Source organism: Mesorhizobium loti CJ3sym (genome assembly GCF_000472785.1).
Lineage (GTDB): Bacteria > Pseudomonadota > Alphaproteobacteria > Rhizobiales > Rhizobiaceae > Mesorhizobium > Mesorhizobium loti_E.
In genome coordinates, this window is sequence record NZ_AXAL01000025.1 from 16,981 (window position 1) to 32,983 (window position 16,003).

Consider the following 16,003-nt stretch of genomic DNA (forward strand, 5'->3'; position numbering starts at 1 on the left):
CTAAGACGGGCGCGACCTTTCGTCAGATCAATCGGGGACATCGCAATGACCGCCATCATCGACATTGTCGGACGTGAAATCCTGGACAGCCGTGGAAACCCGACCGTCGAGGTCGATGTCGTGCTCGAAGACGGTTCGATGGGCCGCGCGGCGGTGCCGTCGGGCGCCTCGACCGGCGCTCACGAGGCGGTCGAGCTTCGCGACGGCGGCGCCCGCTATCTCGGCAAGGGCGTGCTCAAGGCCGTCGAGGCGGTCAATGGCGAGCTGTTCGAGGCGATCGGCGGCATGGAAGCCGAAAACCAGATCCATATCGATCAGACCATGATCGAGCTCGATGGCACGCCCAACAAGAGCCGGCTCGGCGCCAATGCCATTCTCGGTGTTTCGCTGGCGGTGGCCAAGGCCGCCGCCGACGCTGCAGGCTTGCCGCTCTATCGTTATGTCGGCGGCACCAAGGCGCATATCCTGCCGGTGCCGATGATGAACATCATCAATGGCGGCGCGCATGCCGACAACCCGATCGACTTCCAGGAATTCATGATCCTGCCGGTTGGCGCACCGACGCTGCGCGAAGCCGTACGCTGGGGTTCGGAAATCTTCCACACGCTGCGCAAGAAGCTGAAGGATGCCGGCCACAACACCAATGTCGGCGACGAAGGCGGCTTTGCCCCGAACCTGAAGAGTGCGCCGGTGGCGCTCGATTTCATCATGGAATCAATCGAGAAGGCCGGTTTCAAGCCGGGCGAAGAGATCGCGCTCGGCCTTGATTGCGCCGCGACCGAGTTCTTCAAGGACGGCAACTACGTCTATGAAGGCGAGAAGAAGACGCGTGATCCCAAGGCGCAGGCCAAATACCTGGCCAAGCTCGCCGCCGACTACCCGATCATTTCGATCGAGGACGGCCTGGCCGAGGACGATTGGGAAGGCTGGAAATACCTGACCGACCTGATCGGCAAGAAGACCCAGCTGGTTGGCGACGATCTGTTCGTCACCAACACGGCGCGGCTGCGCGACGGCATCCGCATGGGCGTTGCCAATTCGATCCTGGTCAAGGTCAACCAGATCGGCTCGCTGACGGAGACGCTCGACGCTGTCGAGACCGCGCACAAGGCTGCTTATACGGCCGTCATGTCGCACCGTTCGGGTGAAACCGAGGATTCGACCATCGCCGATCTCGCCGTCGCCACCAATTGCGGGCAGATCAAGACCGGTTCGCTGTCTCGCTCCGACCGCATGGCGAAGTACAACCAGCTGATCCGCATCGAGGAAGAGCTTGGCAAGCAGGCGCGCTACGCCGGCAAGTCGGTGATCAAGGGCTGATCCGAAAACGCCAATCCTGGATATTGCGCGAAGGGCGGGAGCATTCCCGCCCTTTTTCATTTTGCTGTCGCCGGGCCGGTCTCCGTAACCGTCCGTTAAGCACAATCGGGTGAAAAAGGGTCCGGGTCGCTTGAGTTTGCGGCCATGGGGAATCGGTCATGTGGACGCGTCAGCACAAGCAGAGAAATACCGGCCGGCTGATCATTCCCTCGCTTTGCGTCCTGTTCCTGGCCTATTTCGGCTTCCATGCCTATCACGGCGAATTCGGCATCAATTCGAAATATCAGCTGGAAGCCCAGACAGTTGCGCTGCAGGCGCAGCTCGATGCGGTCAAGGCGCGTCGGATAGAACTCGAACGACGCGTTCGGCTGATGCATGACGGTACGCTGGAGAAGGACATGCTCGACGAGCAGGCGCGTAGGGCGCTCAACCTGTCCCAGCCTGATGAAATCACCATCATGTTGCCGGCATCGTCGAAATAACTGTCTTTCAGTTAATCGTCAATATTTTCAACGATTTTAAGCGCTTAGGCGCATGCCAGCTATGCAAATTCGTCATGGCGCAACGCTCTGACGCGTGTTAGCCTTGCATAAATCGGTGGGGAGAGCTGATCTTCCCAGGGCAGATTTCATCCTGCCCTAATGTCCGCAAAGAGACGCCAACAGGGAGTGATGCATGGCCACCGCAGCCAGAAAAGCGCCTGCCAAATCGAAATCCGACGGCAAATCAGGGCTTTCCGCGCCCAAGCCCGCTGAATTCACCAAGGACGAAGAGCTCGCTGCCTACAGGCACATGCTGCACATCCGCCGCTTCGAAGAAAAGGCCGGCCAGCTCTACGGCATGGGCTTCATCGGCGGCTTCTGCCATCTCTATATCGGCCAGGAGGCGGTCGTCACCGGCATGAAGATGGCGCTGATCGACGGCGACCAGATGATCACAGCCTATCGCGACCATGGCCACATGCTGGCGATGGAGTTGTCGCCGCGTGGCGTCATGGCCGAGCTGACCGGGCGCCGCGGCGGCCTGTCGAGGGGCAAGGGCGGCTCCATGCACATGTTCTCCAAGGAGAAGCATTTTTACGGCGGCCACGGCATCGTCGGCGCGCAGGTGTCGCTCGGCACCGGTCTGGCCTTCGCCAACCGTTATCGCGACAACAACAACGTCTCGCTGACCTATTTCGGCGACGGCGCGGCCAACCAGGGCCAGGTCTATGAAAGCTTCAACATGGCCTCGTTGTGGAAGCTGCCGGTGATCTACATCATCGAGAACAACCGCTACGCCATGGGCACTTCGGTATCGCGCTCGTCGGCGGAAACCAATTTTTCGCATCGTGGCGCCTCGTTCAAGATTCCCGGCATCCAGGTCGACGGCATGGATGTGCGTGCCGTCAAGTCCGCCGGCGATCAGGCGACCGAATGGTGCCGCGCGGGCAACGGGCCGATCATTCTCGAAATGCAGACCTACCGCTATCGCGGTCACTCGATGTCGGATCCGGCGAAATACCGCTCCAAGGAAGAAGTGCAGAAGATGCGCTCCGACCATGACCCGATCGAACAGGTCAAGGCGCGGTTGACGCAGAAGAAGTGGGCGACCGAGGACGAGCTCAAGTCCATCGACAAGGAAGTCCGCGACATCGTCGCCGACGCCGCCGAATTTGCCCAGAACGATGCAGAGCCGGATCCGTCCGAACTCTGGACCGATATCGTACTGTAAGGGAGGGCCAGGACATGCCGATCGAAATTCTCATGCCCGCTCTCTCGCCGACCATGGAAGAGGGCAATCTTTCCAAGTGGTTGAAGAACGAAGGTGACAAGGTCGTCGCTGGCGACGTCATCGCCGAAATCGAGACCGACAAGGCGACGATGGAAGTCGAAGCCGTCGATGAAGGCACGATTGGAAAGATCGTGGTGCCTGCCGGTACCGAAGGCGTCAAGGTCAACGCGGTGATCGCCATTTTGCTGCAGGAAGGCGAAAGTGCCGCCGATGCCGGCAAGGCTGCGGCGCCCGCCAAGGCAGAAGCGCCGGCAAAGGCGGAAGCCCCGGCCGCGGCTGAAGACGCCACTCCGGCGGCTAAGCCGGCTCCTGTCGCAGCCGCGCCGAAAACGGAAATCGCCGCCGATCCCGACATTCCGGCCGGCACCGAGATGGTCTCGACGACGGTGCGCGAAGCCCTGCGCGATGCCATGGCCGAGGAGATGCGCCGTGACGGCGACGTCTTCGTCATGGGCGAGGAGGTCGCCGAATATCAGGGCGCCTACAAGATCACCCAAGGCCTGTTGCAGGAATTCGGACCGCGGCGCGTCGTCGACACGCCGATCACCGAGCATGGTTTTGCCGGCGTCGGTGTTGGTGCTGCGATGGCCGGGCTGAAGCCGATCGTCGAGTTCATGACATTCAACTTCGCCATGCAGGCGATCGACCAGATCATCAACTCGGCCGCCAAGACGCTCTATATGTCGGGTGGCCAGATGGGCGCGCCGATCGTGTTCCGCGGACCGAACGGGGCTGCCGCTCGCGTCGCCGCCCAGCACTCGCAATGTTATGCCGCCTGGTACAGCCACATTCCGGGCCTGAAAGTCGTGATGCCGTATACGGCCGCCGACGCCAAGGGCCTGCTCAAGGCGGCGATCCGCGATCCGAACCCGGTCATCTTCCTCGAGAACGAGATCCTCTACGGCCAGTCCTTCGACGTGCCGAAGCTGGATGACTTCGTGCTGCCGATCGGCAAGGCGCGTGTCCACAAGCAAGGCAAGGACGTCACCATCGTCTCCTTCGGCATCGGCATGACCTATGCGGTCAAGGCCGAGGCCGAATTGCGTGGCATGGGCATCGACGCGGAGATCATCGACCTGCGCACGATTCGTCCGCTTGACCTCGACACCATCATCGCCTCGGTCAAGAAGACCAATCGCCTGGTCGTGGTGGAAGAGGGCTATCCGCAGAGTTCGGTCGGCGATCATATCGCCAACCAGGTGTCGCAGCGCGCCTTCGATTTCCTCGACGCGCCGGTCATCACCATTGCCGGCAAGGACGTGCCGATGCCTTATGCGGCAAACCTCGAAAAGCTGGCCTTGCCGAATGTCGGCGAGGTCATCGAGGCGGTCAAAGCCGTCGCGTATCGCTGAACCGGGCGGGAGGACAAGAAATGCCAATCAACATCACCATGCCGGCGCTCTCGCCCACGATGGAAGAGGGCAATCTTTCCAAATGGCTCGTGAAAGAGGGTGACAAGGTTTCGCCGGGAGACGTGATCGCCGAGATCGAGACCGACAAGGCGACGATGGAAGTCGAAGCCGTCGATGAGGGCACCGTTGCCAAGCTTGTCGTTCCCGCCGGCACCGAAGGCGTCAAGGTCAATGCGCTGATCGCCGTGCTTGCCGCCGAGGGTGAGGATGCGAGTGCTGCCGCGAAGAGCGGCGGCGACGCCGCGCCGGCAAAAGCGGAGGCTTCGAAGGCCGAGGCTCCCAAGGCCGACGGGCCAAAGGCCGAGGCACCGAAGCCTGATGCTGTTGCTTCCGCACCCAAGGCTGAGGCGGCTCCAGTAGCCAACGGCCATGCTGCTGGCGAGCGCACCTTCGCCTCGCCGCTCGCACGCCGCATCGCCAAGGACGCCGGCGTCGATCTGTCCGCCGTGACCGGCACCGGTCCGCATGGCCGCGTGGTCAAGGCGGATATCGATGCGGCGATCGCCGGCGGCGCCAAGGCAGCACCCGCAGCCAAGGCCCCGGCCGGCGCGCCGGCTGCTGCTGCTCCGGCGGTGAAGGCGATGTCGGACGACCAGGTGCTGAAGCTGTTCGAGCAAGGCTCCTACGACCTCGTCCCGCACGACAATATGCGCAAGACCATCGCGCGGCGCCTTGTCGAGGCCAAGACCACCATTCCGCATTTTTACCTGACGCTCGACTGTGAACTCGATGCGCTGCTGGCGCTGCGCACGCAAATCAATGCCGCAGCTCCCGTCAAGAAGACCGAGAAGGGCGATGCGCCCGCCTACAAGCTGTCGGTCAACGACATGGTGATCAAGGCCATGGCCCTGGCGCTGAAGGCAGTGCCCGATGCCAATGCCTCATGGACCGAAAGCGCCATGGTCAAGCACAAGCACGCCGATGTCGGCGTTGCCGTGTCGATCCCCGGCGGCCTGATCACGCCGATCATTCGGCATGCGGATGAAAAGACGCTGTCCGTGATCTCCAACGAGATGAAGGACCTGGCCAACCGCGCCCGCAGCCGCAAGCTGAAGCCGGAAGAGTATCAGGGCGGCACCACGGCGGTGTCGAACCTCGGCATGTTCGGCATCAAGGACTTTGCCGCCGTCATCAACCCGCCGCATGCGACGATCCTAGCGGTCGGTGCGGGCGAAGAACGGGCGGTGGTCAAGAATGGCGAGATCAAGATCGCCACCGTGATGTCGGTGACGCTGTCGACCGATCATCGTGCCGTCGACGGAGCGCTGGGGGCCGAACTGCTGGTCGCCTTCAAGCGGCTGATCGAAAACCCGATGGGCATGCTGGTCTAGGAAGGAGAGGGCGGTGCGGAAATTCTTCACCAGCCTCTTCGCTTTCATCATCTCCGGATTCGTCGGCGGTCTGGTCGCCCAGCAACTGGCCGTCATCACGGATGCGCAAGAAGAATACATCATCGTCTTCATGTTCTCGGTGCTGGTGACGTTTGTCGTCACCTTCGTCTTCTTCGTGGCGCAGCTGATGAACGACCCGGTCGCGGCCGTGGCCAGGACGGGCAAGTGGACGTTGATCGTGTTTGTGGTGTTGCTCGCCCTGTTTGTCGCCCTGATCCTCTACAGCGACAGCAGCGCCGCGGTGGTCAGGAAAGACATGCCGATGGTTGCCGGGCTTGGTCTCCCGGGCTTAGTGACGATCATCGTGCATTGGCTGTTCGTACGCTGGCGCGTGAAGCGCGGCGTGACCACCATAAAGGCAGGTTGAACGCATGAAGACGGTGCTTTGCTACGGCGACTCGCTGACCTGGGGCTACAACGCCGAGGGTGGTCGCCACGCGTTTGAGGATCGCTGGTCAAGCGTGCTGCAGGCTGGGTTGGGCGAAGGCGTCCAGGTCGTTGCCGACGGCCTCAATGGCCGCACCACCGCCTTCGACGATCACCTGGCTGGAGCCGATCGCAACGGCGCGCGGCTGCTGCCGACGGTGCTGACGACGCATGCGCCAATCGATCTGATCGTCATCATGCTCGGCGCCAACGACATGAAACCGTGGATCCACGGCAATCCGGTCGCGGCCAAGCAAGGCATATCGAGGTTGATCGACATCGTGCGTGGCCATGATTATCCGTTCGACTGGCCGGCGCCGCAGATCCTGATTGTTTCGCCGCCTCTTGTCACTCGCACCGAGAATGCCGATTTCAAGGAAATGTTCGCCGGCGGCGACGATGCCTCGAAGCAGCTGGCGCCGCAATACGCCGCGCTCGCCGACGAGGCTGGCTGCGGCTTTTTCGACGCTGGCAGCGTCGCCACCACGACACCGCTCGACGGCGTCCACCTCGATGCCGAAAATACGCGAAACATCGGCAAGGCGCTGACACCGGTCGTGCGCGTCATGCTGGAATTGTGATTAAGGAGAAAAACCGTGGCTGAGAACTACGACGTCATCATCATCGGCTCCGGCCCCGGCGGCTATGTCACGGCGGTGCGTTCCGCCCAGCTTGGCTTCAAGACGGCGATCGTCGAACGCGAGCATCTCGGCGGCATCTGCCTCAACTGGGGCTGCATCCCGACCAAGGCGCTGCTGCGCTCGGCCGAGATCATGCACTATTCCGATCATCTGAAGGATTACGGGCTGAAGCTCGAGGGTGGCAAGATCAGCGCCGATACAGCCGCTGTCGTCGACCGGTCGCGCAAAGTTTCGCTTCGGCTGAATGGCGGCGTCGCCTTCCTGATGAAGAAGAACAAGGTCGACGTCATCTGGGGCGAAGCCAAGCTGTCGAAGCCCGGCGAGATTGTCGTCTCCAAGACGGCCAAGAAGCCGATGGAGCCGCAGCCGCCGGTGCCGAAGGGCGTCAAGGGCGAGGGCACCTACACCGCCAAGCACATCATCCTGGCGACCGGTGCGCGGCCGCGTGCGCTGCCCGGCATCGAACCGGACGGCAAGCTGATCTGGACCTATTTTGAGGCCATGGTGCCGAAGGAGATGCCGAAGTCATTGCTGGTAATGGGCTCGGGCGCCATCGGCATCGAATTCGCTTCCTTCTACCGCACCATGGGCGCCGAAGTGACGGTCGTCGAATTGCTCCCGGCGGTGATGCCGGTCGAGGATGCCGAGGTCTCGAAATTCGCGCAGAAGCAGTTCGAGAAGCAAGGCATGAAGATCATTCTCGAAGCCAAGGTGACCAAGGTCGAGAAGGGCGCGAACTCGGTCACTGCGCATGTCGAGATGAAAGATGGCAAGGTCGAGAAGATCACCGCCGACCGCATGATCTCGGCCGTCGGCGTCCAAGGCAACATCGAGAATCTCGGGCTTGAGGCGCTTGGCGTGAAGACGGACCGTGGTTGCGTCGTCATCGACGGCTACGGCAAGACCAACGTGCCGGGCATCTACGCCATCGGCGATGTCGCCGGTCCGCCGATGCTTGCCCACAAGGCCGAGCATGAGGGCGTGGTGTGCATCGAAAAGATCGCCAATTTTCCTGGCGTTCACGCCACGGACAAGCTCAAGATCCCGGGCTGCACCTATTGCAACCCGCAGGTCGCCTCCGTCGGCCTGACGGAAGCCAAGGCCAAGGCCGAAGGCAAGGACATCCGTGTCGGGCGCTTCCAGTTCGCCGCCAACGGCAAGGCGATTGCACTTGGCGAGGACCAGGGCTTCATCAAGACCATCTTCGACAAGAAGACCGGTCAGCTGTTGGGTGCCCATATGGTCGGTGCCGAGGTGACCGAATTGATCCAGGGTTTTGTCGTGGCGATGAACCTCGAGACGACCGAGGAAGAGCTGATGCACACCATCTTCCCGCATCCGACGCTGTCGGAGATGATGAAGGAAAGCGTGCTCGACGCCTATGGCCGCGCATTGAACGCATGATAGATTTGCCGCAAGAGACTCAGCCGCGAAAGCCCTGGGAACTCGACGGCAACGGTGGTCGTTTCCGGATGCATTGTTACGCGCGCAAGGAGAAGGCATATGCACTTGAACGGCGTGGGCTGGATCGCAGCCATCATCATTGGCGGCCTGGCAGGCTGGTTTGCCGAAATGGTCATGAAGAGCAACACCGGCATTTTCATGAACATTATCATGGGCATCGTTGGCGCGGTGGTGTTGAACGCCATCCTGCAGGCTCTCAACATCGGCGTGTTCGGCGTCGGCTGGACTGCCTATCTGATCACCGGCTTCATCGGTGCCTGCCTGCTGATTTTTGTCGGTCGCCTGGTGCGCCGCTAGTCAATATCGGTCCCGGCTATGCGAAAACGGTTGTAGCGGCATGCGCCGCTGCAGCCTTTTTCTTTGCGCCGAAAAGTCCTAGATGACGTAAAAGTGACGATCGCCGATGGGCGGTCGTCAGGAAAAGCCAGGGTTTGAGATGGTCACTGTCCTCGACACGATCGCCAATGCGCCGCGGCTGCGGCACCCCGAGAAGGCGCACAAGCCCGACCAGGAGGTGCTGCGCAAGCCTGACTGGATCCGCGTCAAGGCGCCGGTCTCGAAAGGATATGCCGAGACGCGCGAGATCGTGAAATCGCACAAGCTGGTGACGGTCTGCGAAGAGGCAGGCTGCCCCAACATCGGTGAGTGCTGGGAGAAGAAGCACGCCACCTTCATGATCATGGGCGAGATCTGCACGCGCGCCTGCGCCTTCTGCAATGTCGCCACCGGCATTCCGACCGCACTCGATGCCGATGAACCAGCGCGCGTCGCCCACGCCGTCAAGCAGATGGGCCTGACCCATGTCGTCATCACCTCGGTCGATCGCGACGATCTCGCCGATGGGGGCGCACAGCATTTCGCCGAGGTCATCCGCGCCATCAGGGTGGCGACACCCCTGACCACGATCGAAATCCTGACACCCGATTTCCTGCGCAAGGACGGCGCGCTGGAGATCGTGGTGGCGGCAAGGCCCGACGTCTTCAACCACAATCTCGAAACCGTGCCGTCGAATTATCTGAAGGTCCGGCCGGGCGCCCGCTATTTCCATTCGATCCGGCTGTTGCAGCGGGTCAAGGAACTCGATCCGTCGATCTTCACCAAGTCCGGCATCATGGTGGGCCTGGGCGAAGAGCGGAATGAAATCCTGCAGCTGATGGACGATTTGCGTTCGGCCAATGTCGACTTCATGACCATCGGCCAGTATTTGCAGCCGTCGAAGAAGCACCATCCGGTGATCCGCTTCGTCACACCGGAGGAGTTCAAATCCTTCGAGACGATCGGGCGGACCAAGGGTTTCCTGCTGGTGGCGTCGAGCCCGCTGACGCGTTCGTCGCACCACGCCGGCGACGATTTCGCCCGGCTGCGCGCGGCGCGGGAAGCACAGCTCCAAAAGACGCTCTGATGCATGTCGCCCAAAAGTGACCTCGGTTTTGGGAGAACGACATGCATAAAAACAAAGACCCTAAAGCGCGTCGCATGAATCCATTCCGACGCGACGCGCTTTAGAGCCGGTTCATGCCGAAATTCGAAGCCACCCGACGCCTTGCCCATACGCCAAAGCAGATGTTTGCGCTGGTTGCCGATATCGAGGCCTATCCGCAATTCCTGCCGCTGTGCGAGGCGCTGACGGTGCGCTCGCGCAAGGAGCGTGACGGACGCACCGTCCTCCTCGCCGACATGAGTGTCGGTTACAAGGCGATCCGCGAAACCTTTACGACGCAGGTGCTTTTGAAACCTGATGACAGCACCATCGAGGTCAAATACATCGACGGCCCGTTCAAATATCTGAGCAATGTCTGGCGTTTCGAGCCCGATGGTAACGGCTGCGCCGTTCGCTTCTTCATCGACTATGAGTTCAAGAGCCGCATCCTGGGCGCGCTGATGGGCACCATGTTCGACCGTGGCTTCCGGATGTTCGCCGAGGCATTCGAAAAGCGCGCCGAAATCGTCTATGGTGTCACACCGCAGGCCTAATTCTGCCTGAGCGCTTGCAGGCCCAGCTTCAGGGCGTTTCTCACTGTCTCGTGGCGGATGAATTCGCGGCCCTTGTGGCCAAACAGCTGGCGCTCGGCGACAACCGGCTGGCCAGCCAGGGCAAGGCCGAACCAGACGAGACCGACCGGCTTGTCGGCCGAACCTCCGCCTGGACCGGCAATGCCGGTAACGGCAAGAGAAAGGCTTGCGCGTGAATGCGCCAGCGCGCCGGCCGCCATCTCCAGCACCGTTTCGCGCGACACTGCTCCATGCGCGTCGAGCGTTTCGGCGGAAACGCCGAGCATCTCCATCTTGGCTTCGTTGGAATAGGTGATGAAGCCGCGGTCGACCACGGCGGAGGAGCCGGCAATGTCAGTCAGCGCGGCGATGATCAGGCCGCCGGTGCAACTTTCCGCCGTTGCCAGCATGATGCTGCGTTGCTGGCAGGCCAGCAGCAGGGCGTTTGCGAGCTCGGCGTTGCTCATTCCGGCACCTCGCCTGGAAACACCACGCTGGCGGTGGCGATCGCCGCAATGCCTTCCTCGCGGCCGATGAAGCCGAGCTTCTCGTTGGTTGTCGCCTTGATCGAGATGCGGTCGGCGGAAATGCCCAGCATCTGCGACAGGGCTGATGTCATCGCCTCGCGGTGCGGCCCGACGCGCGGCGCCTCGCAGATCAGCGTGATGTCGGCATTGGCGATGCGTCCGCCGCGCTGGCGTACCACTTTCGCCGCGTGTTCGACGAATATCCGCGACGCGGCACCTTTCCACTGCGGGTCGGACGGCGGGAAATGCGTGCCGATGTCGCCGGCGCCGCAGGTCGCCAGCAGCGCATCAGTCAAAGCGTGCAGCCCGACATCGGCATCGGAATGGCCGGACAGCTTCTTGTCATGCGGAAGGGAAACACCGCACAGGGTGACGTGGTCACCCGGCTCGAAAGCATGGACGTCGTAACCGTTGCCGGTGCGGATGTCGGGGAAGTGTGTTCGTTCGCTGGAAAGCCGCTGGTGCGCCATGGCGATGTCCCGTGCCCAGGTGAGTTTGATATTGTCCGGAGAGCCGGGAACGAGCTTGACTGGAATATGCGCCCATTCGGCGATGGCCGCATCGTCCGTGAAGTCCAGTCTGCCCAGCTGATAGGCCCTGTCGTGCGCCGCCAGGATCGGCCCATAGGGGAAACCTTGCGGTGTTTGCGCGGCGTGCAGTCCGCTGCGGGAAACGGTTTCCGCGACAACGCCCGACGCTGACTCGCGCTTCAACGTGTCGGCAACGGGCAGGGCGGGCAACGCCCCCTCGTTCTCGCCGATGGCGGCGATGGTGCGGTCGATCAACTCCGCGTCGACGAACGGGCGGACGGCATCGTGAATCAGAACATGGACGGGCGCGTGTTCTTTCAGCGCCAGCAGCCCTAGCCGGACGGATTCCTGCCTGGTTGGCCCGCCAATGACGGCAGTGACACGCTGGGCCTGGATGCCGGCCGCTTGCCGGAACAGGTCGTGGTCGTCGGCGTGGATGGCGACAACAATCTGGCCGGTTTGCGGATGCGCCAGAAACATCTCCAGCGTATGCGCAATGACGGCGCGCCCGCCGATGGTCTGGTACTGCTTGGGTCCGTTGGCCTGCCCGGCACGAGCGCCGCGGCCGGCGGCGACGATCACCACGGCAACCCCACCTCTCGCACTCGCGTTTTCGCTTGCGTCAGTCATGGCGATTGGCTTAGCGCACGATCCCCGAAAGTGTAATTGGTTTTCGGAAAAGATCGTGCGTCAAATATGAATTCCAAAGCGCCCTTCACACATACTGGAGGATGCGCGGCAATCTGGTCGCGGCAAAAGCCGAAGGCCGGCATTTTCCCAATTGCGCCTTAATGTGGCGTCATTCCGCGTTGCACATTGCGGCCGATATGGCTAGAGAATGTGCAACGAATAGACGTGCTTGGTTTTTGTGCATGGTTAACTCAGCCAAATTGGCCGCGCCTCTCGACGTCGGCGGCGTGGAAATCCGCAATCGCGTATTCCTGGCGCCGATGTCGGGGATTACCGACGAGCCTTTCCGCAAGCGCGCCCACGCGCATGGCGCTGGTCTGGTCGTGTCCGAAATGGTGGCGAGCGGCGAACTCGCCAAGGGCAGGGCCGGTTTCGACCTGCGCATACGTCATTCCGGCCTGCCCGTCCATATGGTGCAGCTTGCTGGCCGCGAGGCGACCCATATGGCCGAGGGCGCGCGTATCGCCGCCGGCGAGGGCGCCGACATCATCGACATCAACATGGGCTGCCCGGCCAAGAAGGTGACCGGCGGCTATGCCGGTTCGGCATTGATGCTGGACCTCGACCATGCCCTGTCGCTGATTGAGGCCGTGGTTGGCGCAGTCGAGGTGCCGGTGACGGTCAAGATGCGGCTTGGCTGGGATGAAGGCGCGCTCAATGCGCCTATCCTGGCGCGCCGTGCCGAGCAGGCAGGCGTCAAGATGGTAACGGTGCATGGCCGCACGCGCTGCCAGTTCTATCAGGGCAAGGCCGATTGGCGCGCTATCGCCCGTGTGAAGGAAGCGGTGTCGATTCCCGTCATTGCCAATGGCGACGTCTGTTCCCCTGCCGAGGCCGCCGACATTCTCGATCAATCCGGCGCCGATGCGGTGATGGTCGGTCGCGCACACTATGGCGCGCCCTGGATCGCCGGTGGCATCGCAGCCGCGGCAGCAGGCGAAACGGCGACCAACGTGCCGCGCAATCCCGCGGCATTGGCCGACTATGTCATCGCCCATTACGAGGACATGCTGGCGCTTTATGGCATCGAGAGCGGCTTGCGCCAGGCGCGCAAGCATTTGGGCTGGTATCTCGATCGCCATGTCGTTGGTGTCGCCGACGACGACCGAAAAGCCATCCTGACCGCGTTCGAACCAACCCGTGTCATTGCCTTGCTGCGAAATGTGTTTTCGCGCGATCCGCAATCCCTGAACCTGCGGAGTGCGGCATGAACGCCAACGCCACCCAGGGCACCGATATGGCGGAAGCCGCCCATATCGTGCTCAACACCATCCGCCGTCCGGTGATCATGGTCGATATGGATGGGTTCATCACCTACGCCAATGCCGATGCCGAGGACTTCTTCCGCTCGAGCGCGAATATGCTCGCCCGCAACACACTGTCGAAACTCATTCCTTTCGGCAGCCCTTTGCTGACGCTGGTCGACCAGGTGCGCGAGCGTCATGCTCCGGTCAACGAGTATCGCGTCGACGTGTCCTCGCCGCGTCTCGGCATCGAGAAAGTCGTCGATCTCTATGTCGCGCCTGTGCCGGAATTCCCGGGTTCCGTCGTCGTCATGTTCCAGGAACGGTCGATGGCCGACAAGATCGACCGGCAAATGACGCATCGCGGTGCTGCGCGTTCGGTGACCGGCCTGGCGGCGATGCTTGCCCATGAGATCAAGAACCCACTCTCCGGCATAAGGGGAGCCGCGCAGTTGCTCGAACTGTCCGCATCCGACGAGGACCGCGCCCTGACCCGGCTGATCACCGACGAGACCGACCGCATCGTCTCGCTGGTCGATCGCATGGAGGTGTTTTCCGACGAGCGGCCGATCGATCGCTACCCCGTTAACATCCACGTCGTGCTGGATCATGTGAAAGCGATTGCAAAGAATGGTTTCGCCAAGAAAATCAAGATCTTGGAGGACTATGATCCATCATTGCCTCCGGTTTTCGCCAACCGGGACCAGCTGATCCAGGTGTTCCTCAATCTGGTCAAGAACGCCGCCGAGGCGATCGGCAGCGACCCGCAGGGCGAGATCGTTCTGTCGACCGCCTTCCGGCCGGGCATTCGCGTTTCCGTTCCGGGCACGCAGGATCGCGTCTCGCTGCCGCTGGAGTTCTGCGTGCGCGACAATGGTTCCGGCGTCTCGGAGGATATCCTGCCGATCCTGTTTGATCCCTTCATCACCACCAAGCCGAACGGCTCAGGGCTTGGGCTGGCGCTGGTCGCCAAGATCGTCGGCGAGCACGGTGGCATCATCGAATGCGATTCGACGCCGCGCGGAACCACATTCCGCATCCTGATGCCGGCCTGGAAGGAAACGCCATTCGGCGCTGAAGAAGACGGTGAAGGAGACCGCAAATGACGGTTCGCGGCAATATTCTCGTCGCCGATGACGATGCGGCCATCCGCACGGTGCTCAATCAGGCCCTCTCGCGCGTCGGCCACGAGGTGCGCGTCACGTCCAACGCCTCGACCTTGTGGCGTTGGGTGGCGGCGGGCGAGGGTGACCTCGTCATCACCGATGTGGTGATGCCGGACGAGAACGCCTTCGACATGCTGCCCCGCATCAAGAAGGCGCGGCCGGAGCTGCCCGTCATCGTCATGAGCGCCCAGAACACCTTCATGACGGCGATCCGCGCATCCGAAACCGGCGCCTACGAATATCTGCCGAAGCCGTTCGACCTGACTGAACTGCTCAGCATCGTCAACCGGGCGCTTTCGGAACCACGCCGGCCGAAGATCGATACGCACCCCGAAGAACAGCCCGACGCGATGCCGCTTGTCGGACGCTCGGCTGCCATGCAGGACATCTACCGCATGCTGGCCCGCATGATGCAGACCGACCTGACGGTGATGATCTCGGGCGAATCCGGCACCGGCAAGGAGCTGGTGGCGCGCGCGCTGCATGAATATGGCCGCCGTCGAGGCGGCCCCTTCGTTGCCATCAACATGGCGGCGATCCCGCGCGACCTGATCGAATCGGAGCTGTTCGGCCATGAGAAGGGCGCCTTCACCGGCGCGCAGAACCGCTCCACCGGCCGCTTCGAACAAGCCGAGGGCGGCACACTGTTCCTTGACGAGATCGGCGACATGCCGATGGAGGCGCAGACGCGCCTTCTGCGCGTCCTGCAGCAGGGCGAATACACGACTGTCGGCGGCCGCACGCCGATCAAGACCGATGTGCGCATCGTCGCCGCCACCAACAAGGATCTGCGCACGCTGATCAACCAGGGACTGTTCCGCGAGGATCTTTTCTATCGTCTCAACGTCGTGCCGCTCCGCTTGCCCGCGCTGCGCGAGCGCTCGGAGGATGTCCCTGACCTCGTTCGCCACTTCTTCAAGCTGGGCGAGCTGGAGGGCCTGCAGACCAAGCGTATTTCTTCCGGCGGCATCGAACTCATGAAGCGCTATCCGTGGCCGGGCAATGTGCGCGAACTGGAAAACCTGGTTCGACGGCTCGCCGCGCTTTATTCGCAAGATGAGATTTCCGCCGAGATCATCGAGGCGGAGCTGAAGACTGGCGAGCGCCCCGTTGTGCCCGGCGGCGGCAACCTGATTCCCGACGATCTCTCCATCGGCCAGGCGGTCGAGCACTTCCTGCAGCGCTATTTCGCTTCTTTTGCCGGCGAATTGCCGCCCGCCGGCTTGTACCAGCGCATCCTGTCCGAAGTCGAATACCCGCTGGTCCTTGCCTCGATGACGGCAACCCGCGGCAACCAGATCAAGGCCGCGGAGCTGCTGGGATTGAACCGCAACACGTTGCGCAAGAAGATTCGCGAACTGGGCGTCAACGTCTACAAATCGTCGCGGCCGGGCTGAGCGCTGATCTGACGCCGGCTCTTTTCGGGG

At 62.1% G+C, this 16,003-nt stretch carries 16 protein-coding genes; 14 read left to right on the top strand and 2 right to left on the bottom strand.

Annotated elements, in window-relative coordinates:
• Window positions 1-45 precede the first annotated feature (45 nt).
• From eno to A3A9_RS0128290, 11 genes are all read left to right on the top strand, one after another.
• Window positions 46-1,320, top strand: coding sequence for a phosphopyruvate hydratase (gene eno, locus A3A9_RS0128240; protein ID WP_027028901.1), 1,275 nt, complete (start codon window positions 46-48; stop codon window positions 1,318-1,320).
• A 158-nt stretch (window positions 1,321-1,478) separates the two neighbouring features.
• Entirely contained in the window at window positions 1,479-1,802 is a 324-nt protein-coding gene (locus A3A9_RS0128245) for an FtsB family cell division protein (RefSeq protein ID WP_027061634.1), read from the top strand.
• Window positions 1,803-1,995: 193 nt separating this feature from the next.
• Entirely contained in the window at window positions 1,996-3,033 is a 1,038-nt protein-coding gene (gene pdhA, locus A3A9_RS0128250) for a pyruvate dehydrogenase (acetyl-transferring) E1 component subunit alpha (RefSeq protein WP_027061635.1), read from the top strand.
• Window positions 3,034-3,047: 14 nt separating this feature from the next.
• Window positions 3,048-4,445, top strand: a complete 1,398-nt coding sequence (locus A3A9_RS0128255; RefSeq protein WP_027061636.1) for a pyruvate dehydrogenase complex E1 component subunit beta — start codon at window positions 3,048-3,050, stop codon at window positions 4,443-4,445.
• A gap of 20 nt (window positions 4,446-4,465) precedes the next feature.
• Window positions 4,466-5,836: a pyruvate dehydrogenase complex dihydrolipoamide acetyltransferase gene (locus A3A9_RS0128260; protein ID WP_027061637.1), complete on the top strand. Its 1,371-nt coding sequence runs from the start codon at window positions 4,466-4,468 to the stop codon at window positions 5,834-5,836.
• Window positions 5,837-5,849: 13 nt separating this feature from the next.
• Entirely contained in the window at window positions 5,850-6,263 is a 414-nt protein-coding gene (locus tag A3A9_RS0128265; protein WP_027061638.1) for a hypothetical protein, read from the top strand.
• Window positions 6,264-6,267: 4 nt separating this feature from the next.
• On the top strand, window positions 6,268-6,903 hold the full coding sequence (locus tag A3A9_RS0128270) for an SGNH/GDSL hydrolase family protein (RefSeq protein ID WP_027061639.1): 636 nt from the start codon (window positions 6,268-6,270) through the stop codon (window positions 6,901-6,903).
• A gap of 15 nt (window positions 6,904-6,918) precedes the next feature.
• Window positions 6,919-8,367 carry a dihydrolipoyl dehydrogenase gene (gene lpdA / locus A3A9_RS0128275; RefSeq protein WP_027061640.1) on the top strand — a complete coding sequence of 483 codons (1,449 nt, stop codon included), beginning with the start codon at window positions 6,919-6,921 and terminating at the stop codon, window positions 8,365-8,367.
• Between the two features lie 99 nt (window positions 8,368-8,466).
• Window positions 8,467-8,724 (top strand): GlsB/YeaQ/YmgE family stress response membrane protein, encoded by a 258-nt coding sequence (locus A3A9_RS0128280; protein ID WP_027028909.1) that lies wholly within the window; start codon window positions 8,467-8,469, stop codon window positions 8,722-8,724.
• A 139-nt stretch (window positions 8,725-8,863) separates the two neighbouring features.
• Window positions 8,864-9,829, top strand: a complete 966-nt coding sequence (gene lipA, locus A3A9_RS0128285; protein WP_027061641.1) for a lipoyl synthase — start codon at window positions 8,864-8,866, stop codon at window positions 9,827-9,829.
• Between the two features lie 113 nt (window positions 9,830-9,942).
• Complete coding sequence (locus tag A3A9_RS0128290) at window positions 9,943-10,401, top strand: type II toxin-antitoxin system RatA family toxin (RefSeq protein ID WP_027061642.1); 459 nt, start codon at window positions 9,943-9,945, stop codon at window positions 10,399-10,401.
• Here the strand turns inward: A3A9_RS0128290 and A3A9_RS0128295 are convergent.
• Window positions 10,398-10,886: a CinA family protein gene (locus A3A9_RS0128295; protein WP_027061643.1), complete on the bottom strand. Its 489-nt coding sequence runs from the start codon at window positions 10,884-10,886 to the stop codon at window positions 10,398-10,400. The genes A3A9_RS0128290 and A3A9_RS0128295 overlap by 4 nt on opposite strands.
• On the bottom strand, window positions 10,883-12,106 hold the full coding sequence (locus A3A9_RS0128300; protein WP_027061644.1) for a bifunctional 2-C-methyl-D-erythritol 4-phosphate cytidylyltransferase/2-C-methyl-D-erythritol 2,4-cyclodiphosphate synthase: 1,224 nt from the start codon (window positions 12,104-12,106) through the stop codon (window positions 10,883-10,885). The genes A3A9_RS0128295 and A3A9_RS0128300 overlap by 4 nt, the downstream gene beginning before the upstream one ends.
• 242 nt (window positions 12,107-12,348) lie before the next feature.
• On the opposite strand from A3A9_RS0128300, the gene dusB reads away from it, so the two are divergent.
• From dusB to ntrC, 3 genes are read left to right on the top strand one after another with little or no spacing between them, the layout of a single operon-like run.
• Window positions 12,349-13,377, top strand: coding sequence for a tRNA dihydrouridine synthase DusB (gene dusB, locus A3A9_RS0128305; protein ID WP_027061645.1), 1,029 nt, complete (start codon window positions 12,349-12,351; stop codon window positions 13,375-13,377).
• On the top strand, window positions 13,374-14,516 hold the full coding sequence (locus A3A9_RS0128310; RefSeq protein WP_027028915.1) for a two-component system sensor histidine kinase NtrB: 1,143 nt from the start codon (window positions 13,374-13,376) through the stop codon (window positions 14,514-14,516). The genes dusB and A3A9_RS0128310 overlap by 4 nt, the downstream gene beginning before the upstream one ends.
• On the top strand, window positions 14,513-15,973 hold the full coding sequence (gene ntrC / locus A3A9_RS0128315; protein WP_027061646.1) for a nitrogen regulation protein NR(I): 1,461 nt from the start codon (window positions 14,513-14,515) through the stop codon (window positions 15,971-15,973). Before A3A9_RS0128310 ends, ntrC begins: the two co-directional genes overlap by 4 nt.
• The last annotated feature ends 30 nt before the right edge of the window (window positions 15,974-16,003 follow it).

Bases quoted from the DNA above. Each gene is read 5' to 3' on its own strand.
- eno (WP_027028901.1), top strand. From the start codon at position 46: ATGACCGCCATCATCGACATTGTCGGACGTGAAATCCTGGACAGCCGT.
- A3A9_RS0128245 (WP_027061634.1), top strand. From the start codon at position 1,479: ATGTGGACGCGTCAGCACAAGCAGAGAAATACCGGCCGGCTGATCATT.
- pdhA (WP_027061635.1), top strand. From the start codon at position 1,996: ATGGCCACCGCAGCCAGAAAAGCGCCTGCCAAATCGAAATCCGACGGC.
- A3A9_RS0128255 (WP_027061636.1), top strand. From the start codon at position 3,048: ATGCCGATCGAAATTCTCATGCCCGCTCTCTCGCCGACCATGGAAGAG.
- A3A9_RS0128260 (WP_027061637.1), top strand. From the start codon at position 4,466: ATGCCAATCAACATCACCATGCCGGCGCTCTCGCCCACGATGGAAGAG.
- A3A9_RS0128270 (WP_027061639.1), top strand. From the start codon at position 6,268: ATGAAGACGGTGCTTTGCTACGGCGACTCGCTGACCTGGGGCTACAAC.
- A3A9_RS0128280 (WP_027028909.1), top strand. From the start codon at position 8,467: ATGCACTTGAACGGCGTGGGCTGGATCGCAGCCATCATCATTGGCGGC.
- lipA (WP_027061641.1), top strand. From the start codon at position 8,864: ATGGTCACTGTCCTCGACACGATCGCCAATGCGCCGCGGCTGCGGCAC.
- A3A9_RS0128290 (WP_027061642.1), top strand. From the start codon at position 9,943: ATGCCGAAATTCGAAGCCACCCGACGCCTTGCCCATACGCCAAAGCAG.
- A3A9_RS0128295 (WP_027061643.1), bottom strand. From the start codon at position 10,886: ATGAGCAACGCCGAGCTCGCAAACGCCCTGCTGCTGGCCTGCCAGCAA.
- A3A9_RS0128300 (WP_027061644.1), bottom strand. From the start codon at position 12,106: ATGACTGACGCAAGCGAAAACGCGAGTGCGAGAGGTGGGGTTGCCGTG.
- dusB (WP_027061645.1), top strand. From the start codon at position 12,349: ATGGTTAACTCAGCCAAATTGGCCGCGCCTCTCGACGTCGGCGGCGTG.
- A3A9_RS0128310 (WP_027028915.1), top strand. From the start codon at position 13,374: ATGAACGCCAACGCCACCCAGGGCACCGATATGGCGGAAGCCGCCCAT.
- ntrC (WP_027061646.1), top strand. From the start codon at position 14,513: ATGACGGTTCGCGGCAATATTCTCGTCGCCGATGACGATGCGGCCATC.